Here is a 25,140-nt window from a genome sequence, read left to right on the forward strand (position 1 = left end):
TTCGGTCGGGCGGCACACTGCCGCCCGAGAATGATTGAGTGCCGAACCGTTCGGGTCCGGCCAAACCTTCGACGGTTTACGCCATCGTTGTTCAGACCATGCGCGCTAACGCGCGTATGAGCCGTTCAGCCGTTTGCTTCGCGCCTGCTCTGCGTCCGGTACTCGGTCGGAGAGATCAGGAGGCGCTTGCGAAAAATCTTTGCCAGCCGGTCGCCGTTGCCCATGCCGCTGCGGCGCGCGATCTTGTCGACCGGCAGTTCCGAATCCGTCAGCAGCGCGCAGGTGACGGCGAGCCGCGCCTGCAACAGGTAGTCGGACGGCGTGATGCCCATCTCGATCTTGAAGCGGCGCAGGAAGTTGCGTTCGCTCATCGCGGCCACCTGCGCCGCGTCGACCCCCGAGATCGGCCGTTCGCAGTTGTCCTGCAGCCAGCGCGCCGCCGCCCGGATCTTGTCGCCGGCGGACGCCGCGCCGCTGTCGCCGAGAATCGACACCAGCTTCGCCGCCGAACCCGGCATCAGGCGCTCCGCGACGCTGCGCGACACGTCGATGCCCAAGTCGCGCTTCACGATCAGCAGCGCGCCCTTCATCGACTCGTAGCGGTCGCCGGCGTCGGCCGACTGCTCTTCGCGCACCAGGTGAATCATGGCGCCGCCGTAGCGCGCCTGCGGATCCTGCATCGGGCCGATGCCCGCGGCGTCGAGCACCTTGCGGCCTTCGGAGATGGCGCGGACCACGGTGGTCTTGGTCTGCACGCGGCGCAGCCATTCGACGATGCGGTCGTCCTTCGCGGCGCCTTCCGCGCCACGGCCGCCGGCGACGAACAGCGCATCGAAGCCGCCGTAATGGCGCGCGTCCAGGCCATCGGTCCACACGCGCACCGACGACGAGCAGGCGACGTTGCCGCCTTCCACCGACAAGAAACGGACGTCGTAGGTGCAGTCCACGCGGGACCGTGCCGACGACAGTTCGTTGGCCATGTGGAAGACTTCCGCGACGATCCCCGCGCCCAGCAGGGAGAATCCGTCGAATAGCAGGATCGCGATGCGGCGGACCTCGGTCTGCGAGGTTCGCGCCGCGGGCGGCGTCCAACCCATGACTGCGGGTTCGAGATTGGCGTAAGGCATGGTCATCCTCTGCAGCTTTGTTTCCAAGGAGGTGCGGAAGAGTTCTCGGTCATTGCGGTGCATCAAAGGAGTTTCCCGAACTTTGCCGGGTTACCGTGACCGATTGGAACGGAGTGATGGCGGAATCGATCCGCTGGCTTGAATAATAAGCAGACAAACTTTTTTGTGCTCTAGATTTTCGCGCTTGAACCACAAAATCTGTCGCGCTATGAGGGTGAGCGCACATTGATATCCCTCCCCAAATTCGGAATGCGCCGCTTTCTAAAGAATCACGCGATTGAAATCCGATTTGTCATACAAACTTTTAGTCCGCGGCTTAGTGCAATCCGCGCCCGCGAGCCGCTTGATCGGCCATGGACAAAGCCTGAAAGCCACGCCCCGTGGCCCTGGGCGGCTGGGCCCACGGCGCTTGGCCCAAGTCGGAGCAAAGAAACTGATTCAACTGTGAAACATTCCCGGCTTCAGACGCGCGCGTGTGTATCGCGGCAATCGGGAATTTTTTTCCTTTTGCGCCGGTTCATAAAGCGAGCTTAAAGCTGTTTTCGCACTTCAATTAAATCCGTCAATTTGAATCGAATTAATAAAGCGCTATTTTATCGCTCCGAATAATCGGAGCGTTTTTCTGCCCGCTCTTAATCAACGATATTTTAAGTTAATCGCGATTTCAAAACGTGTTCATGCGATTCCCGATGCTGCGCTGCGAAACAGCCGCGCCCGCGTCAGCCCGGGCATCCGCCGGGATGCGGCACCCGCCGTGTCCGCCATTCTCTAGTGTTTTGCGGCGGCGCACGGTTTGACACGGTTTTTCTCCATGCCATTGAAAGCGTTTGTAATCATCGGGAGAATGCGCACGCTTGTTTGCAAACCTCTCATGTCATTCAAATCGCGCGGCTTTGATGCAAAGAAACCGTGTCCGGGGCGGTCAGCTTTGCCGATTTCTACGGGCAGATCCCATTGTCGTGGTCATCCTTCCATGTTTCACTCCTGAAATTGGATGAGCGCCCACGCACATGGATGCCGCCTCGAAGCGTTCACATTCGCAACGCAGGCATCCGGTCCAGCATTCATCCGACGACGCACGCCCACGCGTGCGCGCGCGCACGGTGGCCCGCCGGCGCAGGCATCATCGTGTGCGCTTGGCGCGTGGCCCGAGCGCCTTCGCCGCATGGGCGGCACAGAGCGCTCACGCGCCAGGCTCACGATGAACCGGACACCCGCTTCGCGTTTCACCGCCGCTCGCCGAACCCTGCGCGTCCCGCAGGCGCGCATCGCCGTGGCCGCGGGCGCGCTGCTGGCGCTCACTGGTTGCGACAAGACGGGGCCCGCCGAGACGCTGGCCACCCGTATCGAGACGCTTGCGGCGGCGCCGGAAGGCCCCGGCGCCCCGCGCGCGGCGCTCGTGAAGGTCGCCGAAAGCGAAGCGCCAGATCCGGCCGACACCCCGCCCTTGCGTTGCAGCGCGCCCGCGCCGCCCATCGCGGCGAAACCGGGAGGCGATCCGATCGAAGCCGATACGCCCGGCAGCGACGGCACGCGCATGTTTCCGCTCGATGCGCCCGTTCGCATCGCGATCACCACGCGGACCAAGACCGCCGACACCGTCGAATGGCAGGTACGCGATGCCTGGAACAACCCGAAGGCGAGCGGCCGTTTTCCGGTGAAGGCCCAGCCGGGCACGTACACGCTCGCCTGCATGTCGGAGACGGCGGGATACTTCTCTGTCAGCGCCTCGCTCGCTTCGGGCAAGAGCACGTTGCCGATGCGCGGCACACGGGCCGCCGGCATCGCGACCTTCGGCGTGCTGCCGGACGTGTCGCCCGCGCTGCCGCCCGTCACCTTCGCGCATCCCGACCAGCACCGCTTCGGCGGACAAGGTTCGGCCTACCTCAAACCCGGCGAGGAGTGCTGCTCGGGCGACGGCTATCGGCCGCTCTACACGGACCTCGGCCTCACCTGGGTGAACGACAACCGCAACTGGTACGTGACCGAAGAAAAAGGTCCCAACACCTTCAACGCCAGCGCCGACAATCTCGCGACGTTCTTCAAGCCCGGCGACCTGCTGCGCCTCATCCAGCTCGACGGCATTCCCGCCTGGGCCAGCCCGACGAAGGAGCGCACGCACAGCTGGGCGCCGGTCTCGCTCGATGCATACAGCGCCTATATGAAGCGTGTCGGCGAGGAATCGAACACGGTGCGCAAGACCTGGTTCGCGCGGCAGACGCACAACTACTATCAGGTGACCTGGGAGCCCGACTACGAGGGCGGACTGCCCTGGAAGGATACGGACGCCAATCTCGTCGCGCTGTACAAGGCCACGCACGACGCCATCCACGCGGGCGATCCGGATGCGGTCGTGATGGGGCTGACGCTGTCGAACCTGGCGTCGAACACGAAGTGGTTGCGACGCCTCGCGCCGCTCGGCATCGGCAAGTATCTCGACGGCGTCAGCGCCCATGGCTATTACGATGTCGGCACGTCGCCCTCGCATCCGCCGGAGCGCTTCGACGCGTCGCCGGCCACCGCCGCGAAAGCGATGCCGGGCATGATGCGCGACCTGCGCCGCGCGATGACCGACGTGGTCCGGCCCGGCGCGAAGCTGTTCGTCACCGAGACGGGCGTGAGCTATGACATCGGCAGCAAGTACGGGCCGAACTCGCCCGGCTGGAACGTGCTGTATGCGCAGGGCGCGGTGGTCGCGCGCGCCCATCTGATCCTGCTCGGCGAAGGCGCGGACGTGAGCTTCGTGTTCTATTCCGCCGATATCCCCAACGAAATTGGCTACGGCATCTTCTTCGACCTCGTGAACCCGCAGGGCGGCTTCGGGCAGAAGCAGATCAGCCCGAAGCCCGCCGCGATGGCGGTGGCCGCGATGACGCGTCTCATCGACGGCACGACCACGCTCGGCCCGGTGAAGGACACGCCAAAGGGCGTCTACGCGTATGCATTCCAGCGCCTCAACAACGGCCGCGTCGTGACCGCGCTGTGGAGTCACGACAACGCCGCATGGCCCGGCGCCAACGGCTTCGATGCGACCCGCGCGGTGAACTATCGGCTTGCCGTGGATGCGCCGGGCAAGTCCGGCTCGGTCACCGTGTTCGACATGATGGGCAATGCATCGACGGTGCCGTACAGCGACGGCCAGGTGCCGCTCGTGCTCACGGCCGCGCCGGTCTACGTCGTGTCGAACAATGCCGACTCGATGCGCGCGAACGTGACCCGGCCGGCCGGATATGTGGGGCAATGAGTTCCGCGCAGGCCACGTCGCGCATGGCCTGCGCTGACGGCATTCAGGCGGTTTTCGCCAGTGCCGCGCATGCCGGTGGAGCGACCCCGCGCGCTACACTCGATTCGCAATGAACCCGGCCATGATGGACGCGACCTACGGAGCGGCGATGCTGAGCGAGGCGGATTTCCTCACCGTGGTACGGCTCACGCCGCTGGTCTCGATCGACCTGATCGTCACCGACGGCAACCGGCACATTTTGTTAGGACGGCGGCGCAACCGGCCGGCTCAGGGCACCTGGTTCGTGCCGGGCGGGCGCATCGCCAAGGACGAAACGCTCGATGGCGCATTCACGCGCATCGCGCATAACGAGCTGGGCGTGGCGAGCATGGAGCGTGCGGGATCGCGCTTCTTCGGCGTCTATGAACACCGCTACGACGACAACTTCGCGGGCACGGGCGGCTTCGGTACGCACTATGTCGTGCTCGCCTACACGCTGACGCTGAACGCCACGGCGGCCATCGGCCGCTTCGATCAGCACAGCGAGTATCAATGGCTGCTGCGCGACGAACTGCTTGCGCGCGACGATGTCCACGAGAACACCAAGGCGTACTTTCGCTGAACGTCTGCACCTGGCCCAACGCTCAAAAGACAAACGGCGCGCATCGCTGCGCGCCGCCCATCCTTCCCGCCTAGAAACCTTTTATGCCTCCACAACCGGGCACGCGCTCGCGTCGTCCGCGGCCGGCGCCGCCGCTGCCTGTTGCTGCTGTTCCTGCACACCGAAATGCGCGCGCAGATAGCGCTCGAACTCGCCGCGCACTTCAGGATGACGCAGCGCGAATTCGACCGTCGCCTTCAGATAGCCGAGCTTGCTGCCGCAATCGAAGCGCTTGCCGCGATAACGGAACGCCAGCACCTGTTCCTGCTTGAGCAGCGCCTGGATCGCATCGGTCAACTGGATCTCGCCGCCCGCGCCGGGCTTCTGCTTGCGCAGGAAGTCGAACACGCGCGGCATCAGCACATAGCGGCCGACCACGCCGAAGTTCGACGGCGCCTGCGCCGGCTCCGGCTTCTCGACCATGCGCGAGAGCTTGAAAAGCCCGTCGTCCCACGGCTTGCCTTCGATCACGCCATACGAGCGCGAGTCCTGCCGGTCGATCTCTTCCACGCCGATCACCGACGAATGATAGTGATCGAAGACATCGACCATCTGCGAGAGCACCGGCGGCTCGCCGTCGAGCAGGTCATCGGCGAGCACGACCGCGAACGGCTCCGCACCGACCAGCTTCTCCGCGCACAGCACCGCGTGCCCCAGTCCGAGCGCTTCCGCCTGCCGCACATAGATGCAGGTGACATGACTCGGCTTGATGCTGCGCACGAGGTCGAGCAGCTTCTGCTTGCCGCGCGCTTCGAGTTCGGATTCGATCTCGTAGGACTTGTCGAAATGATCTTCGATCGCGCGCTTGCTACGGCCGGTGACGAAGATCATCTCGGTGATGCCCGCGGCCATCGCTTCCTCGACTGCATACTGGATCAGCGGCTTGTCGACCACTGGCAGCATTTCCTTCGGGCTCGCCTTGGTGGCCGGAAGGAAGCGCGTGCCGAGACCCGCGACAGGAAACACCGCCTTGCGTACTTTGAGCATCGGCTCACCTCGTGTGATGGTTGTCGGGAGGCATGCCCGATGCGTCGTCGAGCGTTTGCGGCACGCCTCTTGTTATGCAATACGCGTCGCCGGTTTCGTCAGACGACAGGAATGAAGTGAGCTTATTCCTCGAGTATCGAAATCATCTGCCAACACTTCGCCTTTTTCCGACTGTGCGCGTGGCGAATGTTGCCTGCCGCGTATAGTGCGACGCATGTGAGCTCACATTGCCGTACCTTGCGCTGCCTTCAATGGAGGTTCGCGTTCCTTGCATGTGACCGGTCCGGACGCCTTGCGGGCCCGTTCCGGTCGAGGGAGAAAGTCGATGGAATACGCCAATGGCATGGGCCGGCTTCAGGTCGTGCGCGGGGTCACGCCCGGCATCGAGCCTGAGCCCGCCAGCATGGCCGGCACGGAGAAGCGGATCGGCATTCTGATCTTCGAGGAATTCTCGCTCGTCGAAGTGAGTTCCATCTCCGAGGTTTTTTCGCTTGCCAACGAAGTCCATCTGCCGGCGGATGCTGGCCACCGCACGGACGCGCCGCACTATTCGCTGCTATTTTTGTCCAGTGAAGGCGGCAGCGTGGCGAGCAGTTGTTCGATGCGCATCTGGACCGACAGCCTGGAGACGCGCTGGATGAACGAATGCGATGCATTGTTCATTGCGGGCGGCGCGGGCGCGCGTCAGGCGCGGCACGACACGATGCTGCGCAAGCGCCTCGGCCGCGTGGCGTCGAAGATTCCGTTCATCAAGGCGATCGGCGAAGGCGCGCACATCCTCACGGCCGCCAATCTCACCGTGCAGAGCCGCTCGCTCGACTTCGCCGGAGAAGCAGCGGCGCCGGCGTTTCCGGCCGCGCACCTGCCCGGCATGGCGAACCCGCTGTTCATCGCCGAGCAGACGCTCACGCTCGATGATCCGAAAGGACCGATCGCGGCGGCGCTGTCCATCATCAAGCGGGACTATGGCTCGGCGGTGGCGCGCGAAGTATCGGAACGCTCGATTCCGGGCGCGTGGCACAAGCTCGCGATGCTCCTCGACGACACCGACGGCGGCGGCGTGCGCCAGAAGATCGACGCGGCCGCGCGCTGGATCCGCGAGAACTACGTGCGGCCGATTTCGATCGCCGATGCGGCGCGCGTCGCGGCGATGAGCGAACGCAATTTCCTGCGCCGCTTCAAGGCGCAGATCGGACTGACGCCGTCGGAGTATCTGCTGCGTGCGCGGCTCGATGCGAGCTGCATGCTGCTCGCCGGAACCGACCTGCCGGTGGACAAGATTGCCCGGCGTTGCGGCGCCGGCAGCGGCGATGGTCTCGCGAAGATCTTCCGCAAGCGGTTGTCGATTTCGCCGACCGAATACCGGCTGGCAGGCCGCCGCAAGGAGGCCGATGCCGACAGTTCATAGGCGCATGCGCCGCCACGTTCGTTGACCCTTTCGTCGGCGCCCGTGAAGTTACCTGGAACGAATACGCATGGAAACAAGGGTACTCTGGACTCTCTCGAATCTCGGCGACGCGGCGCTCCTGCTGCCGCTCGCGCTCGTCTGCGCGCTCTGGCTGCGCTCGGTGGACCTGCGCCTCGCGATCCGCTGGGCCGTGCTGCTCACGCTCGGCATGGGACTCGTCGGGCTTTCCAAGGTGCTGTATGCCGGCTGCGGCCTCGAAATCTCCGCCATCCAGTTGCGCATGATCAGCGGCCATACGATGCTCGCCGCCTCGATCTACACCGTGGCCGGCGGGCTGCTGTTCGGCGGCCTGGGCGGCGCGTGGTACCGGCTGGGCGCGCTGGGCGGTCTCGCGCTCGCGGCAGCGATCGGCGCGAGTCGCATCATCCAGGATGCGCACACGCCGGCCGAAGTCGTCGCCGGGTGGGTGCTCGGCGCGTTGGTGGCGGGTCTCCTGCTCACACGCGTCTTCGACCAGCCGCGCAAGATGCCGCGCGCGCTGGCCGCGGGCGTCGGCCTGCTCGCCGTCTCCTCGATCGCCTACGGCCATCACGCGCCGTTCCAGCGGATGATCGAGCACTACTCCTGGTGGCTCTGCCAGGGACTCGGACTCTGACGCGCGCGGCGCGCCGTTCACGTTTGGCGCGCGTCCGTGCGATCTTCAGTATGATCGTCGCTTGAAAAAAGCAGGCCGCCGGCATGCTGAGTCATCGCGCGCGACCACGCGTCCGCGCCGACACGTTTCCGGACCCCGAGCATGGATCGCTTCCTCGCAATGAAAGTATTCGCGCGGGTCGTCGAGGCGGGCAGTTTCTCCAAAGCCGCCGACGCCCTGCGCCTGCCTCCCGCCAGCGTTTCGCGCACGCTCCAGGCGCTCGAAGCCCATCTGGGCGCACGCCTCATCAATCGCACCACGCGCAGCATCAGCATCACCGAGGACGGCGAAGCCTATTACGAGCGCTGCGTGCGCGTGCTGGGCGAAGTGGACGACATGGAAGCGTCGCTCGCGCATTCGAAGGCCAATCCGAAAGGACACATCAAGATCAGCCTGCCGCAGGTGATGGCCAAGAGCACCATCATCCCCGCGCTGCCGGAATTTTTCGCGGCGTATCCGGAGATCGGCGTCGAGCTGCTGCTGACCGACCGGCAAGTGGATCTCGTCGAGGAAGCCGTGGATTGTGTCGTGCGCGTGGGCGCGGTCGGCGACGTCGGGCTGGTGGCGAAGCGCATCGGCGCCTATACGCAGATCACCTGCGCCGCGCCGAAGTATCTGGACGCGCACGGCGAGCCGCAGACGCTCGACGATCTCGAACAGCACCTGGCGATTGGCTACGTGCTCAACCATTCAGGACGCGTGCGCAACTGGGAATTCGGCGTCAACGGGGAGACGCGCAGCATCACCATGCAGCACAAGATCGCGGTCAACGACGGCGACTCGTACATCGCCGCCGGCGTCGCGGGGCTGGGGCTGATCCAGGCCTCCAGCTACACGCTCGATCCGCTGCTCAAAAGCGGCGCGCTCAAGGAAATCCTGAAGGAGTATCCGTCGTATCCGCGCGTGGTGTCGGTGCTGTATGCGGCCAACCGGCATCAGCCGCGACGCGTGCGCGTGTTCATCGACTGGGTCGCGGAACTTTACAGCCGCCTGCCGACCTTCCAGGTGCGCAGCGCCGGCAGGCCGGAGTAAGGGTTCAGGCGGCGTTTTGGGGCAAGGGTGGCGTTGACGGGGTCGGCGGCGTCGGCGGCGGCGGCATCAGCGTCTGTGGCGTCTGTGGCGTCTGTGGCGTCTGTGGCGTCTGTGGCGTCTGTGGCGTCTGTGGCGTCTGTGGCGTCTGTGGCGTCTGTGGCGTCTGTGGCGTCAGCGGCATCGGCGGCGTCAGCGTCTGCGGCGTCTGCGGCGTCAGCAACATAAGCGGCATCGCGCCCCAATCGTACTCGCGGAACGCGCGGTCCAGCTTCTCCAGATCGCCGGCACGGGCGCTCGCGTGCATGCCGCGCAGACCCGGCACGTCCATCTCGACCGCAACACAGTTCACATAATCGCGTGCTCGCAAGTGCGCGGGAATCGTCGTGAAGAACGCGGTAGTCGGCACGCCAAAACCCGCCGCGACATGCAGCGCGGCGGAGTCCGCCGTCACCAGACAGCGCGCGTGCCCGACCCATTCAAGGAAGGCCACTGTATCGACCGACAGCGGCGCGATATTGCGATAACGCGGATGATCGACGGCGCCGAAGCCCAGCACGTCGAGGCCGGTTGAATCGGCGAGGCGCTCGACGATGCTTGCGTGCACCGACGCACTGATGCTCCGCACCGGCGTACTCGCGCCCGGACAGAACAATGCATAGGGCGGGTGCTCCCACGCCGCCAAAGGCAGGTCCGCGAGCCAGCGATTGCACTTGTCGGGCGCGGCGACGCTCGCGGGCTCGAGCCCCAGTGCCCACAGGAAGAAATCGATCATCGGCAGCGCGGCGAACTGCGGCCAGAACAATTGATTGCCCAGATCGATCTTGAGGTCCGCTTCGGGAAGCGTCGCGAACGGCACGGGCAGCGCGGCAAGCTCGCCGACTTGCGGCGCGGCCAGTTCATAGAGCCGCTGCACATAGCGCGGCGCGCGCGACGGACGATAGATCGTGAAACTCAGATGCGGATGGCGGCGCTTGAGCGCGAACAGCGCCGTCAGCCCGATGATCGAATCGCCGAGCGTCACGCCGAACGCGTTGATGAGGTGAATTCGCTGCGCGTTCGCATAGTCCGCCCGGAACGGCGCGTGCCCAGCGTGCAGGATGCCGGCGCATCCACTCAGCGGCCGATGCCCGGAAGCTTCGCCGCCCGCGACTTCGAGATCATACGGCGCGACGATCATGCCCTCGCCCGACAGCAGCGAGCCTGCGTGAGTCAGCGCCTCTACGTCGTCGAGCGTCGCCGTCATGCGTCGCCTCGCTGTGGTTCAGCGCCCCGCGTTGCGCTCGTTCGCGGCCTTCACGACCGGCACACTCTGCAGCACTGGCAGCATCGTGGTCTGATACTCCGGCACCCAGCGGCGCAAGTCGCGGCGCACCTCTTCGTCGGACAGCACGCGGTGCTGCATCAGCCACGGCAGCAATTCGTCGATGAAATCGTCCGGCACGCCCCGCGCCTGCGCAATGCGCAGCTTCGGATGCGGCGTGCGCGTGGTGGTTTCGTCGTCGGCGAGCAGTTCTTCGTAGAGCTTCTCGCCCGGCCGCAAGCCCGTGAAAACAATGCGGATCTGCTCTTCCGAATAGCCGTACAGACGGATCAGGTCGCGTGCAAGATCGACGATCTTCACCGGCTGGCCCATGTCGAGAATGAAGATCTCGCCGCCGCGCCCCATGCTCGACGCCTGCAGCACCAGCTGCGCCGCCTCGGGAATGGTCATGAAGAAGCGCGTGATCTCCGGATGCGTGACCGTGACCGGACCGCCCTTCGAAATCTGCTGCTGGAACTTCGGAATCACGCTGCCCGCGCTGCCGAGCACATTGCCGAAGCGCACCGTCTCGAACTGCGTGCGTGGCGCGGACTGCTGCAAGGCCTGGCACGCCATCTCGGCGAGACGCTTGGACGCGCCCATCACGTTGGTCGGGTTGACGGCCTTGTCGGTGGAAATCAGCACGAAGTGGCGCACGTCATGGCGAATCGCCGAACGCGCCACCCGCAAGGTGCCGAGCACGTTGTTGCGCACCGCCTGCCACGCGTTCTGTTCTTCCATCAGCGGCACATGCTTGTAGGCCGCCGCGTGGAAAACGATGTGCGGCGTGAAGCGACCCATGGTCTGGTCGAGCAGCAGCGAATCCTTCGCGTCGCCGACCACCGGGATCACCGAGCATTCGGGAAACTTCTCGTGCAGCTCCTCGATGAGCCGGTACATCGCGTATTCGCTGAGGTCGTAGGCCACCAGTTGGGCGGGCGAAAAACGCAGGATCTGCCGGCACAGTTCCGAGCCGATCGAGCCGCCCGCGCCGGTCACCATCACGACCCGCCCGTGCAGCAGGCGTTCGACGTGCGGCATGTCGATCTTCACCGGCTCGCGGCCCAGCAGGTCCTCGAGGTCGATCTGCCGCACGCGCGACAGGAAATTGCCCTCGCTGGCCGTCAGCTGGCTGAGCGCGGGCAACACCATCACCTTGACGCCGGCGCGCACGCACAGCGTGGCCACGCGCCGTTGTTCGTCAACGGAGGCCGACGGGATGGCGATGATCGCGTAATCGGTCTTGTACAGCTCCGCGAACTTCGGCAGGTCGCCGAACTTGCCGAGCACCTTGTGCCCGAGGACTTCGCGGCCCTGCTTGGCCGGGTCGTCATCGAGCAGGCCGACGAGCCGCCATTCGCTGGACCGGGCCAGTTCGCGCGCCAGCATTGCGCCGGCCGTGCCCGCGCCGAGCACGATCACGGGCTTGCCCTGCCCGACCAGACCGCCGTACAGATAGAACTCCTTGCCCGCCCGATACAGCGCGCGCGCGCCGCCCATGGTGAGGAACAGCAGCAGCGGAGAAACGATGAGAACGGAACGCGGAATGACGGGCAGCGGCTGCCACATCACGGCGCCGATCATCACGAGCAGCGCGCCCACCACGACCGACTTCGAGATGCGCATCAGGTCCGGCAAGCTCGCGAACACCCACATGCCGCGATACAGGCCGAATACGCGAAACACCACGCCGTAGAGCGGCAGCACCCAGACGAGCGCCTCGAGCGCGTTCTCGCGGAACGTATGCGGCACGCTGCCGTTGAAGCGGATGACGTAGGCGGCCACCCAGGAACCGGCGACAGCCACCAGATCGAAGAAGAATGCGCCCGCCGATAGCCACGAAGCTTTGATTCGATTCATCAGCAGGACCTCAAGATTGTTCGGAACGGCGCGTTTCATGCCGCCGCCAACGCGCGTCGATGACCGCACCCGCTGCCACAACCACGACCGCCCAGCCCGCAACTGCCAGCCACTGCATGGAAAGCGAAAAATGCAGCGCTCCATTGCCGAGAATTATGCCCGCCAGCATGAACAGATACCAGACACGCGCTGTACGCGCATGTCCGAAACCCATACGCACCATACGCTGATAGTAATGCTCGCGATGCGCTTGCCAAAATCTTTCGCCACGCGCGAGGCGCCGGATGAGCGTCACCGACGCATCGGCGATGAACGGCGCGAACACCAGCGCCGGAAACCAGATGGGCCACACGCCGTGCTGCCAGCCCCAGTAACCCAGCGCGCCCGCGAGGAACCCCAGCGAAATAGACCCGGCATCGCCGAGAAAAATCCGAGCCGGATGAAAATTCAGGGTCAGGAAGCCGGCGGCGGCGCCGGCAATGCCGACGCTCGCCAGACCCAGGCCTGACGCCGGCGCCGGCGCGGGGCCGGCGAGCGCGGCCATGGCGTAGCCCGCGAAACCGAACAACGCCATGCCGCCCGCCAGTCCATCCGAGCCGTCCATGAAGTTGTAGAGATTGATGAGCCAGAGCATCAGGAAGGCGATTACTGCGAGCGCCCACCATGGCACGGCGGCCGGATGCCAGACGATCACCGCGATCACCGCGACGAAGTGCGCGGCAAAGCGCACGCGCGCGGGCAGGCCGCGGCGGTCGTCGATCAGCGAGACGGCGGCGAGGAACAGCATGCAGGCCGCGATGAGCCACATGGACGGCGCGCAGATCAGCAGCGCGGCGGCGCCCGCCGGCACGACGCCCCAGCCGCCGACGCGCGGCGTGGGCCGCTCGTGCAGCGAGCGTTCGTTGGGAATATCGGTGGCGAGGCGCCAGGCGAGGCCGGTCCGCAGCAGCGTCTGAAGAATCAGCACGCACGCGACGAAAGCCAGCGCCGCGACAATGATCGCGGCCATGACAGGCGAGTTCTCAGGAAACGAAAGCGGCATGCGGGGTTGTTGGATGTTCCAGGCGAAGAACGTCCGCCGAAGGGCGAGTTTCGCTTGGCAAAACCCCAAAGGATACGCGATTGTCCGACGGCGCCGTTTTTTTAAATCAGACCAATAGCGTCGTCCGGCCCGGCTTCATTGCTGCGCCGGACGTGCACGGCTAACGCCGCTCCGAGCGATACCACGCTGCCGTCACGGCCAGCCCCTGATCGAGGGTCTGCGGCGCGCGCCAGCCCAGCGTCTCGCGAATCCGGCCGGAGTCCACCCGCAAGCTGCTCGTCAGGCGCTCGACCTGCGCGGTCTTGCCCATCAGCCGCGCCATGCCGCGCAGCCATCCCGCCGGCACCGGGACCAGCCGTGCCGGTCTGCCCAGCTGCTCACCCAGCCTGCGCGCAAGTTCTGCGACGCCCGGGTCCTCGCCATCGGTCACATGGAACACGCGGCCCGCGGCGGCGGGATGCAACGCGCATTCGACCGTCGCGCTCGCCAGGTTGTCCACCGAAACGAGGCTGCGGCGGGCGTCGATTGCGCCCAGCGGCAGCGGCACGCCGCGCGCAAGCGCGTTCATCATCGCGAGAAAGTTCGCGCGGACGCCGGGACCGTAGACGAGCGGCGGGCGCATCACCACCACCTCCATCCCCGTGCGGCTGCCGAATTCGAGCAGCCGGACCTCGGCTTCCGCCTTCGAGACGCCGTATGCGTCCGGTGGACGGCGCTCGTCGTCCTCGGTGAAGGGCCGGCCCGGGTCGTGCTCCCCCAGCGCCTTGATGCTGCTCATCAGCACGAAGCGGGTCGCGCCCGCGCGGCGCGCGGCCTCGGCGGCGCCGAGCGCGCCCGCCAGGTTGACCGCCCGATAGGCTTCGAGCACCGCCTGGGCGTGCGCCGCGGCCTCGCCCATCACATGCACGCGAGCAGCGAGATGGATCACCGCGTCGCATCCCGCGAACGATTCGGGACTGAGCGCGTCGAGCCCTTCGACGATGCGCGCCTCGACGCCCGGCACGCACTGCGCGCCGGGGCGCACGAGCCCGGTCGCCGCGATGCCGCGTTCGAGCAGCGCGCGGCTCACCGCCCGGCCGACGAAACCGTTCGCGCCCGTCACTGCGATGCGTTGGCCCGGCGCGCTCATAGCCACTTCCAGCCGAAGCGGTTGAAGAAACGGAACGCGGACGTGACGAACAGCTTCACATGCGTCGAACCCTTGCGTGCCGCGCCGCCGCCGTGATGCAGGATGCGTACCGACGGCACATAAACGGTGCGCGCGAAGTCACGTGTGCGCAGGCTCAGGTCGTAGTCTTCGAAGTAGAGGAAATAACGCGGATCGAAACCGCCGAGCGACTTGAGCACATCGGTCCGGAAGAGCATGAAGCAACCGCTCACGATGGGCGGATCCCATACGATGTCCTGCTCGCCGATGACATCGCGCATTTCATAACGCGCCAGGCGCCGCGCGAAAAACTTGCGCAGCGACCCGGGCAGGAAACCGCGCGCGAACAAATCGAGGACGGTCGGATAGCGGCGGCACAGGAACTGCTGCGCACCGTCGTCACCGCCGATCCACGGCGCAAGCAGTCCCGCGCCGGGCTCTGCCTGTAGAAAGGCGAGCGCGCGGCGCAGGCCGTCGGCGTTCAGCTCGACATCGGGATTGAGGATCAGATGGAAGCGGCTGCGGGTCCGCTCGATCGCGAGATTGTGGCCGCGCCCGTAACCGACGTTGCCATGCCCCCGGATCACGATGGTCTCCACGCCTTCGTCCATCGGCGCAGGAAGATCGGCGAACTCGCCGGGATTGCCGTTGTCGATCAGGTAGAGCCGCGTGTGCCCCGCCACGTCGAGCAGGTCGGCAAGCGCGGCGTCGAGCGTCTCGACGGTGCGCGCAAGCAGCGCCGCATCCGGCCGGTAGACCACGATGGAGATGCTGAGCGGGCAGCCAGCGTCGGCCTGGTCTGGCCGGGCGGTGGTCCGGCGTTGCGGTGGAATCGCGTTCATCGGGCAAGGAGAGGTGTCCGCGCCACGAAAGGAATACGGACCGCGTCATGAAGTGGAAACCGCACCGATTGTGCTCAAAGTCACCCTTTTCGGCAACCGCACGACCCTTCGGAAAAGCCGCAGCCGGGAAGATTTGTAAAATTTTGCACTTAGGTTTGTGCTAAATTCCGCCCACTCGCAGTGACCATGCCCTATCCGAATCGGCCCCTGCTGTTGCTTCGGCTCCGACCGGACCCTCGCAGTGGGCTTACCCTGATCACCTTATCGTGAACTGAATGAGCAAGCCCATCGTCGTCGATCTCGACGGTACGCTGATTCGCTCCGACATTCTCGTCGAGAGCGGATTCGCCTTCCTGAGGTCGTTTCCGCAGAAGTTCTTCCGTCCGCTGCAATGGCTCGCGAGCGGCGGCAAGCCCGCGCTCAAGGCCCGTCTCGCGGAACACGTGTCGATCGACGTGACGACCCTGCCGTACAACCTCCAGGTCATCAACTGGCTGACGGAGATGCGCGCGGCGGGCCGCGAACTCGTGCTGGCCACGGCGAGCCACGAGTCTTTCGCCAAGCGCATCGCCGAGCATCTCGGGCTCTTCGTCCGCGTCTTCGCCAGCGACGAACGCGTCAATCTCTCGTCGCATCGCAAGCGTGAGCGGCTCGTCGCCGAATACGGCGAGAAGGGCTTCGACTACGTCGGCAATTCGCACGACGACATCGCCGTCTGGCAATCGGCCGACCGCGCCTATGTCGTCAATCCGCACGCGGGCGTGATGCGCGCCGCGAATCGCGGCGCCAACGTCGAGCAGGTGTTCGAGAACCGTCCGCCGCAACTCAAGGTCTGGGCCAAGGCGCTGCGCGTGCACCAGTGGCTCAAGAACCTGCTGATCTTCGTGCCGCTGCTCGCCGGACATCATCTCGGCAACCTGCCGCTGCTCGGACAGGCTGTGCTCGCGTTTGTCGCGTTCGGCCTGTGCGCGTCGAGCGTCTATCTGCTGAACGACCTGCTCGATCTCGAGGACGACCGCCATCATCCGGTCAAGCGCAGGCGGCCGCTCGCCGCCGGCACCCTGCCGCTGCTGTGGGGCCTGGCATTGTGTCCGGTGCTGCTCGCACTGGCGTTCGGCATCGCCGCCGCGTTTCTGCCGTGGCGCTTCAGCGCGGTGCTGCTCGGCTATTACGTGCTGACGCTCGCGTACTCGCTCGTGCTCAAGCGGCGCGTGATGATCGACGTGGTCACGCTGGCGGCGCTCTACACGACGCGCATCATCGCTGGGGCTGCGGCCATCAGCGTGCATCTGACCTTCTGGCTGCTCGCCTTCTCGATGTTCTTCTTCCTGAGCCTCGCATTCGTGAAGCGTTACGCCGAGCTGCATGCGATGGTGCAGGCCGGCCGCGAAAAAACGCGCGGACGCGGCTATCTGTCCGACGACCTCTCGATGGTATCGTCGCTCGGCACGGCCTCGGGCTATATCTCGGTGCTGGTGCTCGCCATGTACATCCAGGACGGGGGCACGACGATGCTGTACCGGCATCCGCAATACATCTGGCTGGCCTGCCCGGTCATGCTCTACTGGATCAGCCGCACCTGGATCATCACGCATCGCGGCGGCATGAACGACGACCCCATCGTGTTCGCCGCGCGCGACCGCATGAGCCTGCTGGTGGTCGCGCTGTGCGGCCTGGCCTTCTGGCTCGCGACCTGACCGATGAGCGAACTGCTTTCCTGGGGCCGCTACCCCCGTCTGCCGCAGACGCCGCACGCCGCCCACTGGCGCGATCAGGCACACGCGCAATGGCGCGGCGTGCGAGAGACGCACGGCACGACGCTCGCCTTCGGCAACGGTCGCAGCTACGGCGACGTCTGCCTCGCCAGTTCCGATCACGTGTTCCAGACGCTCGCGCTCGACCGCATCATCTCGGCCGACTGGACGCGCGGCATCGTGCGCGCCGAGCCCGGCATCACCTTCGAGCAGATCCTCGACGTCGCGGTGCCGCGCGGCTGGATGCTGCCGGTCACGCCGGGCACGAAGTACGTGACGCTGGGCGGCGCCATCGCCAATGACGTGCATGGCAAGAACCATCACGTGCGCGGCACCTTCGGCCGCCACGTGCGCGCGTTCGGCCTCGCGCGCAGCGACGGCACGGTGCTCGAATGCTCGCCGGACACGAACCCCGAGTGGTTCAAGACGACCATCGGCGGCCTCGGGCTCACCGGGCTGATCCTGTGGGCCGAATTCGCATTGATGCCGATCCGCACCAGCCTGATCGACGTGACGAGCATCCGCTTCGGCAAGCTCGACGAGTTCTTCGATCTCTCGGAAGAGTACGACGCGAAGCACGAATACTGCGTCGCCTGGGTGGATTGCGCGAGCCGCGGCGCCTCGCTCGGGCGCGGCCTCTTCATGGCGGGCGATCACGCGATCCACGGCTCGCTCGACGTCGAGGCACGCCGCAAGCGCAGCGTGCCGTTCACGCCGCCCGTGTCGCTCATCAACGGCCTCACGCTGCGCGCGTTCAACGAACTGTATTACCGCAAGCAGCGCAAGCCGGTCGAATTGTCGCGCGTCGGCTACGACGGCTACTTCTATCCGCTCGACAGCCTACTCGAATGGAACCGCATCTACGGACCTTCGGGCTTCCAGCAGTACCAGTGCGTCGTGCCGGCCGCGACCGCGCGCGATGCGGTGCGCGCGATGCTCGACCGCATCTCGTCGAGCGGGACGGGATCGTTCCTCGCGGTGCTCAAGCGCTGCGGCGACATTGCGTCGCCCGGACTGCTGTCCTTTCCGATGGAAGGCACTTCGCTCGCACTCGACTTCCCGCAGCACGACGCGCGCAACGCGCAGCTGTTCGCCGCGCTCGACACCCTCGTGCGCGAAGCGGGCGGACGCATCTATCCGGCAAAGGACGCGCACATGTCCGCCGCCGATTTCCGCGCCGCTTATCCTCAATGGCAGCAGCTCGAATCGCTTCGCGATCCCGCGATGCTGTCGCACTTCTGGAAACGAATGATCGCCTCATGAAGAACATCGTCATCGTAGGCGCCACGTCCGCCATCGCCATTGCCTGTGCCCGCGAATGGGCCGCCAAAGGCGCGCGCTTCTTTCTCGTGGCGCGCAATCAGGACCGCGTGGAGCAGGCGGCCGCCGATCTCACGGCGCGCGGCGCGGCTTCGGCGGCGGTGTACCGGCTCGACCTCGACAGGCTCGACGAGCACGCTGCCATGCTCGCCGCGTGCGCCGCGCAGATGGATTCCATCGATATCGTGCTGGTCGCCTCCGGCACCCTGCCCGACCAGGCCGCGTGCCAGAACGACCCGGCGGTGGCCGTGCGCGAGTTCCACACCAATGCGCTCTCGCTGATCGCGCTGCTCACGCCGCTCGCCAACCGGCTCGAAGCGCAGCGGCACGGCGTGCTTGCCGTGATCTCGTCGGTGGCGGGCGATCGCGGACGGCCGTCGAACTATCTGTACGGCAGCGCGAAGGCCGCGCTGCAGGCCTTCCTCGAAGGGCTGCGCGCGCGCCTCTTCAAGGTCGGCGTGCATGTGCTGGACATCAAGCCGGGCTTCGTCGCCACGCCGATGACCGAAGGGCTGCCGCTGCCCGGTCCGCTGGTCGCGACGCCGGAGAAGGTCGGGAAGGACATCGTGCGTGCGGTCGAGCGCAAGAAGGACGTGCTTTATACGCCGTGGTTCTGGTGGGGCATCATGCTCATCATCCGCAACGTGCCGCGCTTCCTGTTCAAGCGTGCGTCGCTCTGACGCGGCGTTGCTACGCGAGGGCGATGGCGCAATCAGTCGCGGGCAGCCAGCGCGGGCTGCTCGCCGCCGAAGCTGCGGAACACGTAGCGCTTGTCGAGCCGGTACTTGATCACATAGCCGATCGCCAGGCCGATGCACGCGCCCACATAACGCATCGTGGCCGTCCCGAAGATATGCTCGAACGCGAATTCGACGCCCCAGAAGATCGCGGTGGTGACGAGGCCCATCGTCACGTAGAGCGTGAACATGGTGGCGTCGTGACGCGCGTTCTCCGCCTTGAAGCGGAAAATCCATTTCTTGTCGAGCACGTATTTCACGACCAGCCCGACACCCGTGCCCACGAGCACCGACAGCACGATATGCCACGGACCGCCGTAGACGCGCGTCGTGAGATCCTGCGCGCCGATGTTGGCGAGCGTCGCGATGGCGGCGAAAAACGAATAGAGCAACACGAGCTGCATGTTTCAACACCAGGTTGAGTGAGTCGACGTTCCCGGCAGCGCTTCGGCGTCTTCGCCTGGCGTCGCTGGGTTGGAACGTTCGTCGTTTCTTGGAAAAAGCCCGAACCCGGATACGAAGGAATCGATCCGGGAACCGGGCGACTATACCTCGTCAGGGGTTCGCCCAAGGCAGTTGCCTGCCGTGAAGCGCGATCTCGACAAGCACCAGGCATCGTTCGTCGTCATGCGCTGAAACGCGGCTTATTCCCGGGCGGCGGGATCGGTTACAGCATTCCGCGCTGAAGAAGCGGCACCTGCCGTCTCCAGGCGGACGTAGCGCAGCCGCAACGAACGCTGACGATTGTCCGAATCGATCTGCGGAATGTAGGGCACATGCCGATCCGCTCGCAGATCGATCTCGAACGGCTTGCTCTCGTCTGAACCCGGACAGTCCAGCGAGAGCACAACCGTATGGACACCGCTCTCGGTGACGTCGATTTTCCTGTCGAGACAGCCGGCGCTCGAGATCTCCAGCACCAGACTGCCCGATTGCGGAGCCTTGAACATTTCCTTCGGCACCTCGAACCCGATTCGCACGGCGTCCTCGTGCTTGCGTGCGAGCAAGATCGCGGCATGCGGCGACATCCACGCATCGCGGTCGGCTTCGCGCTGATAGATGCCGCGGCGCGCATCGTAATCGGAGCGCGAGAAATCGAGACTGCTGGACAGCTTCGCCACGTTCTCATCGTTCGGCGTAAAGGGATCGTACGGCCGCACGGACGTCAACCGGTAAATCGATCCGCCATCCGATTTCATCACGGGAACATAGGACGAACGCTTCAGCAGTTCCTGGATGGCCGAGGCGTCGATGCTCTGCGAGTACATGTCCGTCACGAAATACTTGTCCCGCGCGGTGTTGATTTTGTCGATCGGCCAATGCGCGAGATTCATGAAATGCCGTCCGGAGAACAGCGCGATGACGGGCGACTGCCACCAGGCCGTGCCGAACAGAGTCGCCCCGGCCGGCAAGGCCTTCACCTCTTGCGCGACCCGCAACATCTCAAGCGCATAGCCCGGCGGACGCGGCGGGTTCGACACGAACTCGCCGGTTCGCATGAGCCTGAACTGGCCGAACACCGCGACGGCGAGCAACGGAACCGCCAGCGCGGTCATCAGCGTGGGACGTGTTGTCCGGCTGGCAATCCATCCGGCGACGCGGACATAGACCACCATGAGCACGGCGGCGAACAGACACTGCAACAAGAGCAGCCCGGCGATGATACGGCGCAGCCAGAGAAAGGCCTCGGGCGTGATGAAAATCCACCAGAGGAAATAGAGGCCGCACACGATCGACAGCATGCCGATGCCGAGACGCAAGCGCCCGGGCGTCGAGCGCTTGATCGCGAAGATCAGACCGAGACCCACCGGCGCGGCGATCAACAAGGCAAGCACGACCGTCGGCACGCCCGTCATGTCCGAGAGCGCCTTCAGGTGATTCAGTCCGGTGACGATCCGGCCATGCGGCACGCCCGTTGGCCGGGCGCCGGATTGCGCACGAATTTGCGCGAGCTGATAGTGCCACCAGTCGACATAGTTGTGCAGATTGCCCAACTGGACGTAGCGGAACACCTCCCAGAGCACGACCGGCAAGACGAAGCCCGCTGCGAGCCGGAACAGCCGGGTCCAACGGCGCGGCCGGGCAAGGATCATGCAGCCCAGCACCAGAACGGCGGGGGCGATGCACACGAGCGCCACGACCTTGGTGAGATACGACACGCCGAACAGCATCCCCGCGACGAAAAGACGCCGGTCGCTCATGCCCTCGGTCTCTTTTGGCAGCAACACGATCAGTCCGCCGATGAACCATACGAGCATCGGAATCTCGCCATAGCCGTTCATCGAGAATTCGGCGAAGCCCGGCGTCATCACGCACGCCATGACGGCGAACAGCGCGAGCCAGAGCGGCACGTCGAGCCGCCGCAACAGCATCACAACGACGACGACGAGCGCAAACACATAAGCAAGATTCACGACTTGCGTCGTGAACGGCGTCACGCCGCCGATCCAGAAGGCAAGCGCCGCGGGCAAGATGAACGGCCCGTCGGTCTGCGCGGGGAAGGAGAAGAAGCGGTCGTAGAAGAAGCCGTAACCGGTACCGTGCAGCAGCGACTGCGCGGTGTTGAGATTCATCGCACCGTCGAAACTGGGGGGCGCGACGAGCGCGTACCGCCACAGGAGCACAAGCATCCAGACGATGATCGCGGCGAACGCCGCGCTTGCCAGCGCAGCGGCAAATCGAAGTCCTGACGGGAGACGTGATGTCATCGGTTCTAGTCTAAGAGTTGGGTCTCGTTATAGTCATGCGGAAGCGAGCGCGAACCGTCATGGGAAACGCGCGCGCCGGGCGCCGATCGGCTGGCGGCGCATCAGCGATACAAAGCGGGCATTCCGCTCAGTTCTGGGGATTCGGGTCGCGCTTTGGCCGTCGAAACACCCAGAACTTCGCCACGGTGTAATTGACCAGCAGACCGGCAATCGAACCGACGCCCACCGCGATCAGCGGCAGAAGATGCGAGTAGTGGAACGCGGACATCACGACCCGGTAGCAGACGAGATTCACCAATCCCCCGCCGGACATCGCGACAAGGTAGCTCACCCACTCACGCAGAACACTTCGGTGTGTGCCGGGCGAAAACGTGATGCGCCGGTTGATGTACCAGGTCGTCGTCGCGGCACAGAGAAACGACACGATGCGTCCCGACATGAAGCCCATGGAAAGCCAGAGCATCACGTACAACACGCCGCTGTCGACTAGAAAGCCGATCACCCCGACGACGCCAAAGCGAAGAAACTGACCCATTATCGGGAGCCCGTCGTGGTGGGACCGGGTATCGCCAGATAGGCGAAGCGCTTGGCCTCGAGCCTTCCTTTAGTAACCGTGTCGAGCACGAGTCCGCACACGAGAAACAGGAAGCCGAGCAAGGCAAGCGCCGCGCATAGTAACGCGGTGGGCAAACGCGGCACGAGGCCGGTGGCGAAATAAGTCTCGAAGACAGGCACCGCCAGAATGATTGACAGCAACACACTCAGCGCGAAGCAAATGCCGAAAAAAGCGAGCGGACGCTCGAGCTTGAACAGTCGGAGAATCGTCATCAGGATGCGAAAACCGTCACGATAGGTGTTCAGCTTGCTCTCCGAGCCTTCTGGCCGGCTGCCGTAGAACGTATCGATCTCGACCACGGGCATGCGAAGTTCCAGCGCATGCACAGCCAGTTCCGTCTCGGTCTCGAACCCCTTGGCATGCGCCGAGAACGACTTCACGTAGCGCCGCGAAAACACCCGGTAACCAGACAGCATGTCGCGGAAGGTGCGGCCGAAAATCGCCGCAGCGAAGCCGGTCAGCATCACATTGCCGAAGCGGTGACCCGGCCGGTACGCGGCGGTCTCGTCGGTCACGCGGCATCCGACCACCATGTCCAGCCCGTCGGTGACGAGCGCCTCGATCAGCGTGGGGGCAACGCTTGCGTCGTAGGTGTCGTCGCCGTCGACCATGACATATACATCGGCCTCCACATCGGCGAACATTCGGCGGATAACATTGCCCTTGCCCTGCAAGTTGACCTTCCGCACGTGTGCGCCCGCGCGCAATGCCGTCTCAGCTGTGCCGTCCGTCGAATTGTTATCGAAGACGTAGATATCGGCATAAGGAAGCGACTGTCGAAAATCGGCAACCACCTTCCCTATTGACGTTTCCTCGTTATAGCAAGGGACGATAACCGCGATCCTGTTGCCCAATTCGTTCCTCCGGGTCTATCTGATTTTTGCGCTCCGTGTCACGCCTTCCACCGGCCCGCTCCAAGATGCCTCCGGAACAATTCCGCGGCGCATGAAGCGATGTGATGCCGTCATTTAGAAGAACATGAATAATGCCGCGAAAGCCCGTTACACTGCGGTACAGACGTACGCCACCGTGCAGTGCTCTATTCGTCCGGCGAACGCGCCAACACGAATGCGAGTAGAGCAACCCGCCATACTAATATAAATCTGTAAGCTGCCTTAACTCTGAGCCTTTCATTTCGTAACGAAATATTTCGAAGACTTTCCTTTTAGGTATGACAGCTTCATTAACGTTAGGATTTATGACGATATCCATGTTAGATGAGCAAAAAATTCCATGACGAGGTCAACTAATTCTACTAATTACGCCCTGTGCAGTACTCCCAGCATCACGACGAGTCCTGGGTGCGTTTTCTGGCTAACGGGCTTGTCGGGAGCGGGAAAGTCCACGCTCGCCTACGGCGCGAGCCGCACGCTCGCGGAAAGAGGCTTTCGCACCATCGTGCTCGATGGTGACGTGCTGCGCAGCGGCCTGAATTGCGACCTTGGCTTTTCCGCTGAAGCGCGCGACGAAAGCGTGCGGCGCGCAGCGGAGGTCGCCGCATTGTGTGCGAGCGCTTCCATCGTCGTATTCGTTTCCCTTGTCTCGCCGTTTGAAGCGGGTCGCGCACGCGCGAGAGCGATCATCGGTGAAAGGTTTCACGAGATCTATGTAGAGGCCAACTATGAGACCTGCCAGCAAAGGGACGTCAAGGGTTTTTATAAGCTCGCCGAAGCCGGTCAGATCAAGGATTTCACGGGCTTGACTTCGCCTTATGAAATCCCGCACGGGCCGGATTTGGTCGTCAATACCATGGCTTGCGATGCACGCCATTGCGTCGACCAATTGAGCGCCTATGCACTCCGACACAGCGACGAATATCAGAACGATAAATAGCCTTAGGAAAACACCGATGCGCTCCGTGATCATTCATTATCACCTGTTCAAGAACGCCGGTTCTACCCTCGACGGGATTCTGAGTCGACACTTCTCCGATGCGGAACATGGCCACATCGAGGGCGAGCACCCCTGGTCAACCGTCAGTCCGAGCGATCTGCTGGCGTTCGTTACGGCCCATAGCGAGCTTCGCGCGGTGTCGAGTCACCAGGCGCGCCTGCCGCTGCCGCAAGACCGCGGTATCAATTTTCTTCCTATCCTGTTTCTGCGGCATCCGCTGGACCGCTTTGCATCGGTGTATGAGTTCGAGCGCCGACAGTCCGCAGACAGCACGAGCCCGAGCGTGGCTATCGCACGAAGCGGCGGACTGCGCGAATTCGCGGAGTGGACCGTCAGCCGTGACGCCACCGCCGTCTGCCGCAATTTCCAGGTCATTCATCTGGCCGGCGTACAAGGCGATATGCGCCATGCGCGCGCAACGCACGAAGACTACATTCGAGCGCTGTGCGTATTGGCAGGGCTGCCGTTTTTTGGGCTGGTCGAGGCTTTCGACGAATCGCTGGCTATCATGCGTACAGCACTCAAGCCGGTCATCGGGGAAATGGAAAGCCAATTCGTCATCGAGAACTCCTCACCCCGCCGGGGCGGAAGTCTCGAAGCGCGCGTCGCAAAGATTGAAAATGAACTCGGCACGCCGCTGTTCCGTGAATTGACGGAAGTCAACGCGCTCGACATGCTGCTTTATGAAACCGCTCGCCGCAAATTTCGCACGCTGGTCAGTCAATTCGCCGGGAATACGGCAGGTGAATTGGCTGCATAAGGCAATGCGCGCGGGCCGGTCAGCCCGCG

General features: G+C 64.5%; 20 protein-coding genes and 1 pseudogene. 10 read left to right on the forward strand and 11 right to left on the reverse strand.

Annotation, left to right across the window (positions count from 1 at the left end):
• Positions 1-125 precede the first annotated feature (125 nt).
• The gene (locus tag QCE63_RS12010; RefSeq protein ID WP_309833075.1) at positions 126-1,127 is read right to left on the reverse strand and encodes a helix-turn-helix domain-containing protein; all 1,002 of its coding nucleotides are present in this window, start codon (positions 1,125-1,127) and stop codon (positions 126-128) included.
• Positions 1,128-2,328: 1,201 nt separating this feature from the next.
• On the opposite strand from QCE63_RS12010, the gene QCE63_RS12015 reads away from it, so the two are divergent.
• Both QCE63_RS12015 and QCE63_RS12020 read left to right on the forward strand, forming a co-directional pair.
• A complete protein-coding gene (locus QCE63_RS12015) occupies positions 2,329-4,371 on the forward strand; it encodes a hypothetical protein (RefSeq protein ID WP_309833076.1) in 2,043 nt (680 codons plus the stop codon).
• Positions 4,372-4,519: 148 nt separating this feature from the next.
• The gene (locus QCE63_RS12020; protein WP_309833798.1) at positions 4,520-4,972 is read left to right on the forward strand and encodes a GDP-mannose mannosyl hydrolase; all 453 of its coding nucleotides are present in this window, start codon (positions 4,520-4,522) and stop codon (positions 4,970-4,972) included.
• Positions 4,973-5,053: 81 nt separating this feature from the next.
• On the opposite strand, the gene galU is transcribed toward QCE63_RS12020, so the two are convergent.
• The gene (gene galU / locus QCE63_RS12025) at positions 5,054-5,998 is read right to left on the reverse strand and encodes a UTP--glucose-1-phosphate uridylyltransferase GalU (protein ID WP_309833077.1); all 945 of its coding nucleotides are present in this window, start codon (positions 5,996-5,998) and stop codon (positions 5,054-5,056) included.
• A 325-nt stretch (positions 5,999-6,323) separates the two neighbouring features.
• On the opposite strand from galU, the gene QCE63_RS12030 reads away from it, so the two are divergent.
• The 3 genes from QCE63_RS12030 to QCE63_RS12040 all read left to right on the forward strand — a co-directional run bounded on the left by QCE63_RS12030 (position 6,324) and on the right by QCE63_RS12040 (position 9,132).
• Positions 6,324-7,406, forward strand: a complete 1,083-nt coding sequence (locus tag QCE63_RS12030; protein ID WP_309833078.1) for a helix-turn-helix domain-containing protein — start codon at positions 6,324-6,326, stop codon at positions 7,404-7,406.
• Positions 7,407-7,473: 67 nt separating this feature from the next.
• Positions 7,474-8,061, forward strand: coding sequence for a phosphatase PAP2 family protein (locus QCE63_RS12035; protein WP_309833079.1), 588 nt, complete (start codon positions 7,474-7,476; stop codon positions 8,059-8,061).
• Positions 8,062-8,202: 141 nt separating this feature from the next.
• A complete protein-coding gene (locus QCE63_RS12040; RefSeq protein WP_309833081.1) occupies positions 8,203-9,132 on the forward strand; it encodes a LysR family transcriptional regulator in 930 nt (309 codons plus the stop codon).
• Positions 9,133-9,364: 232 nt separating this feature from the next.
• Here QCE63_RS12040 and QCE63_RS12045 read toward each other — a convergent pair.
• The 5 genes and pseudogenes from QCE63_RS12045 to QCE63_RS12065 form a co-directional block, all read right to left on the reverse strand.
• Positions 9,365-10,375: pseudogene (locus QCE63_RS12045) on the reverse strand (ADP-heptose--LPS heptosyltransferase); the annotation flags it as partial.
• Between the two features lie 18 nt (positions 10,376-10,393).
• On the reverse strand, positions 10,394-12,292 hold the full coding sequence (locus tag QCE63_RS12050; protein ID WP_309833082.1) for a nucleoside-diphosphate sugar epimerase/dehydratase: 1,899 nt from the start codon (positions 12,290-12,292) through the stop codon (positions 10,394-10,396).
• Between the two features lie 10 nt (positions 12,293-12,302).
• Positions 12,303-13,334 (reverse strand): glycosyltransferase family 4 protein, encoded by a 1,032-nt coding sequence (locus QCE63_RS12055; RefSeq protein ID WP_309833083.1) that lies wholly within the window; start codon positions 13,332-13,334, stop codon positions 12,303-12,305.
• A gap of 160 nt (positions 13,335-13,494) precedes the next feature.
• Positions 13,495-14,463 (reverse strand): NAD-dependent epimerase/dehydratase family protein, encoded by a 969-nt coding sequence (locus QCE63_RS12060; protein ID WP_309833084.1) that lies wholly within the window; start codon positions 14,461-14,463, stop codon positions 13,495-13,497.
• Complete coding sequence (locus QCE63_RS12065; protein WP_309833085.1) at positions 14,460-15,323, reverse strand: glycosyltransferase family 2 protein; 864 nt, start codon at positions 15,321-15,323, stop codon at positions 14,460-14,462. Before QCE63_RS12065 ends, QCE63_RS12060 begins: the two co-directional genes overlap by 4 nt.
• A gap of 275 nt (positions 15,324-15,598) precedes the next feature.
• On the opposite strand from QCE63_RS12065, the gene QCE63_RS12070 reads away from it, so the two are divergent.
• From QCE63_RS12070 to QCE63_RS12080, 3 genes are read left to right on the forward strand one after another with little or no spacing between them, the layout of a single operon-like run.
• The gene (locus tag QCE63_RS12070) at positions 15,599-17,020 is read left to right on the forward strand and encodes a UbiA family prenyltransferase (protein ID WP_309833086.1); all 1,422 of its coding nucleotides are present in this window, start codon (positions 15,599-15,601) and stop codon (positions 17,018-17,020) included.
• Positions 17,021-17,023: 3 nt separating this feature from the next.
• Positions 17,024-18,340, forward strand: coding sequence for an FAD-binding oxidoreductase (locus QCE63_RS12075; protein ID WP_309833088.1), 1,317 nt, complete (start codon positions 17,024-17,026; stop codon positions 18,338-18,340).
• Positions 18,337-19,077 (forward strand): SDR family oxidoreductase, encoded by a 741-nt coding sequence (locus QCE63_RS12080; protein ID WP_309833089.1) that lies wholly within the window; start codon positions 18,337-18,339, stop codon positions 19,075-19,077. Before QCE63_RS12075 ends, QCE63_RS12080 begins: the two co-directional genes overlap by 4 nt.
• Positions 19,078-19,109: 32 nt before the next feature.
• On the opposite strand, the gene QCE63_RS12085 is transcribed toward QCE63_RS12080, so the two are convergent.
• The 4 genes from QCE63_RS12085 to QCE63_RS12100 form a co-directional block, all read right to left on the reverse strand.
• Entirely contained in the window at positions 19,110-19,538 is a 429-nt protein-coding gene (locus QCE63_RS12085) for a GtrA family protein (RefSeq protein ID WP_309833091.1), read from the reverse strand.
• 240 nt (positions 19,539-19,778) lie between these two features.
• Positions 19,779-21,842 (reverse strand): hypothetical protein, encoded by a 2,064-nt coding sequence (locus QCE63_RS12090; protein ID WP_309833092.1) that lies wholly within the window; start codon positions 21,840-21,842, stop codon positions 19,779-19,781.
• Between the two features lie 127 nt (positions 21,843-21,969).
• The gene (locus QCE63_RS12095; RefSeq protein ID WP_309833094.1) at positions 21,970-22,377 is read right to left on the reverse strand and encodes a GtrA family protein; all 408 of its coding nucleotides are present in this window, start codon (positions 22,375-22,377) and stop codon (positions 21,970-21,972) included.
• Positions 22,377-23,312 carry a glycosyltransferase family 2 protein gene (locus tag QCE63_RS12100; protein ID WP_309833095.1) on the reverse strand — a complete coding sequence of 312 codons (936 nt, stop codon included), beginning with the start codon at positions 23,310-23,312 and terminating at the stop codon, positions 22,377-22,379. Before QCE63_RS12100 ends, QCE63_RS12095 begins: the two co-directional genes overlap by 1 nt.
• A 379-nt stretch (positions 23,313-23,691) precedes the next feature.
• Between QCE63_RS12100 and cysC the strand changes: the two genes are divergently transcribed.
• Positions 23,692-24,291: an adenylyl-sulfate kinase gene (gene cysC / locus QCE63_RS12105; RefSeq protein ID WP_309833096.1), complete on the forward strand. Its 600-nt coding sequence runs from the start codon at positions 23,692-23,694 to the stop codon at positions 24,289-24,291.
• 16 nt (positions 24,292-24,307) lie between these two features.
• The gene (locus QCE63_RS12110; RefSeq protein ID WP_309833098.1) at positions 24,308-25,111 is read left to right on the forward strand and encodes a sulfotransferase family 2 domain-containing protein; all 804 of its coding nucleotides are present in this window, start codon (positions 24,308-24,310) and stop codon (positions 25,109-25,111) included.
• Positions 25,112-25,140 lie beyond the last annotated feature (29 nt).

It is taken from the genome of Caballeronia sp. LZ065, from assembly GCF_031450975.1.
Taxonomy (GTDB): Bacteria; Pseudomonadota; Gammaproteobacteria; order Burkholderiales; family Burkholderiaceae; genus Caballeronia.

Excerpts from the sequence above, each read along its gene's own strand:
- QCE63_RS12015 (WP_309833076.1), top strand. The coding sequence starts at position 2,329 with ATGAACCGGACACCCGCTTCGCGTTTCACCGCCGCTCGCCGAACCCTG.
- QCE63_RS12030 (WP_309833078.1), top strand. The coding sequence starts at position 6,324 with ATGGAATACGCCAATGGCATGGGCCGGCTTCAGGTCGTGCGCGGGGTC.
- QCE63_RS12050 (WP_309833082.1), bottom strand. The coding sequence starts at position 12,292 with ATGAATCGAATCAAAGCTTCGTGGCTATCGGCGGGCGCATTCTTCTTC.
- QCE63_RS12065 (WP_309833085.1), bottom strand. The coding sequence starts at position 15,323 with ATGAACGCGATTCCACCGCAACGCCGGACCACCGCCCGGCCAGACCAG.
- QCE63_RS12070 (WP_309833086.1), top strand. The coding sequence starts at position 15,599 with ATGAGCAAGCCCATCGTCGTCGATCTCGACGGTACGCTGATTCGCTCC.
- QCE63_RS12080 (WP_309833089.1), top strand. The coding sequence starts at position 18,337 with ATGAAGAACATCGTCATCGTAGGCGCCACGTCCGCCATCGCCATTGCC.
- cysC (WP_309833096.1), top strand. The coding sequence starts at position 23,692 with ATGACGAGGTCAACTAATTCTACTAATTACGCCCTGTGCAGTACTCCC.
- QCE63_RS12060 (WP_309833084.1), bottom strand. The coding sequence starts at position 14,463 with ATGAGCGCGCCGGGCCAACGCATCGCAGTGACGGGCGCGAACGGTTTC.
- QCE63_RS12090 (WP_309833092.1), bottom strand. The coding sequence starts at position 21,842 with ATGACATCACGTCTCCCGTCAGGACTTCGATTTGCCGCTGCGCTGGCA.
- QCE63_RS12010 (WP_309833075.1), bottom strand. The coding sequence starts at position 1,127 with ATGCCTTACGCCAATCTCGAACCCGCAGTCATGGGTTGGACGCCGCCC.
- QCE63_RS12035 (WP_309833079.1), top strand. The coding sequence starts at position 7,474 with ATGGAAACAAGGGTACTCTGGACTCTCTCGAATCTCGGCGACGCGGCG.
- QCE63_RS12075 (WP_309833088.1), top strand. The coding sequence starts at position 17,024 with ATGAGCGAACTGCTTTCCTGGGGCCGCTACCCCCGTCTGCCGCAGACG.
- QCE63_RS12110 (WP_309833098.1), top strand. The coding sequence starts at position 24,308 with ATGCGCTCCGTGATCATTCATTATCACCTGTTCAAGAACGCCGGTTCT.
- QCE63_RS12040 (WP_309833081.1), top strand. The coding sequence starts at position 8,203 with ATGGATCGCTTCCTCGCAATGAAAGTATTCGCGCGGGTCGTCGAGGCG.
- galU (WP_309833077.1), bottom strand. The coding sequence starts at position 5,998 with ATGCTCAAAGTACGCAAGGCGGTGTTTCCTGTCGCGGGTCTCGGCACG.
- QCE63_RS12020 (WP_309833798.1), top strand. The coding sequence starts at position 4,520 with ATGCTGAGCGAGGCGGATTTCCTCACCGTGGTACGGCTCACGCCGCTG.
- QCE63_RS12085 (WP_309833091.1), bottom strand. The coding sequence starts at position 19,538 with ATGCAGCTCGTGTTGCTCTATTCGTTTTTCGCCGCCATCGCGACGCTC.
- QCE63_RS12055 (WP_309833083.1), bottom strand. The coding sequence starts at position 13,334 with ATGCCGCTTTCGTTTCCTGAGAACTCGCCTGTCATGGCCGCGATCATT.
- QCE63_RS12095 (WP_309833094.1), bottom strand. The coding sequence starts at position 22,377 with ATGGGTCAGTTTCTTCGCTTTGGCGTCGTCGGGGTGATCGGCTTTCTA.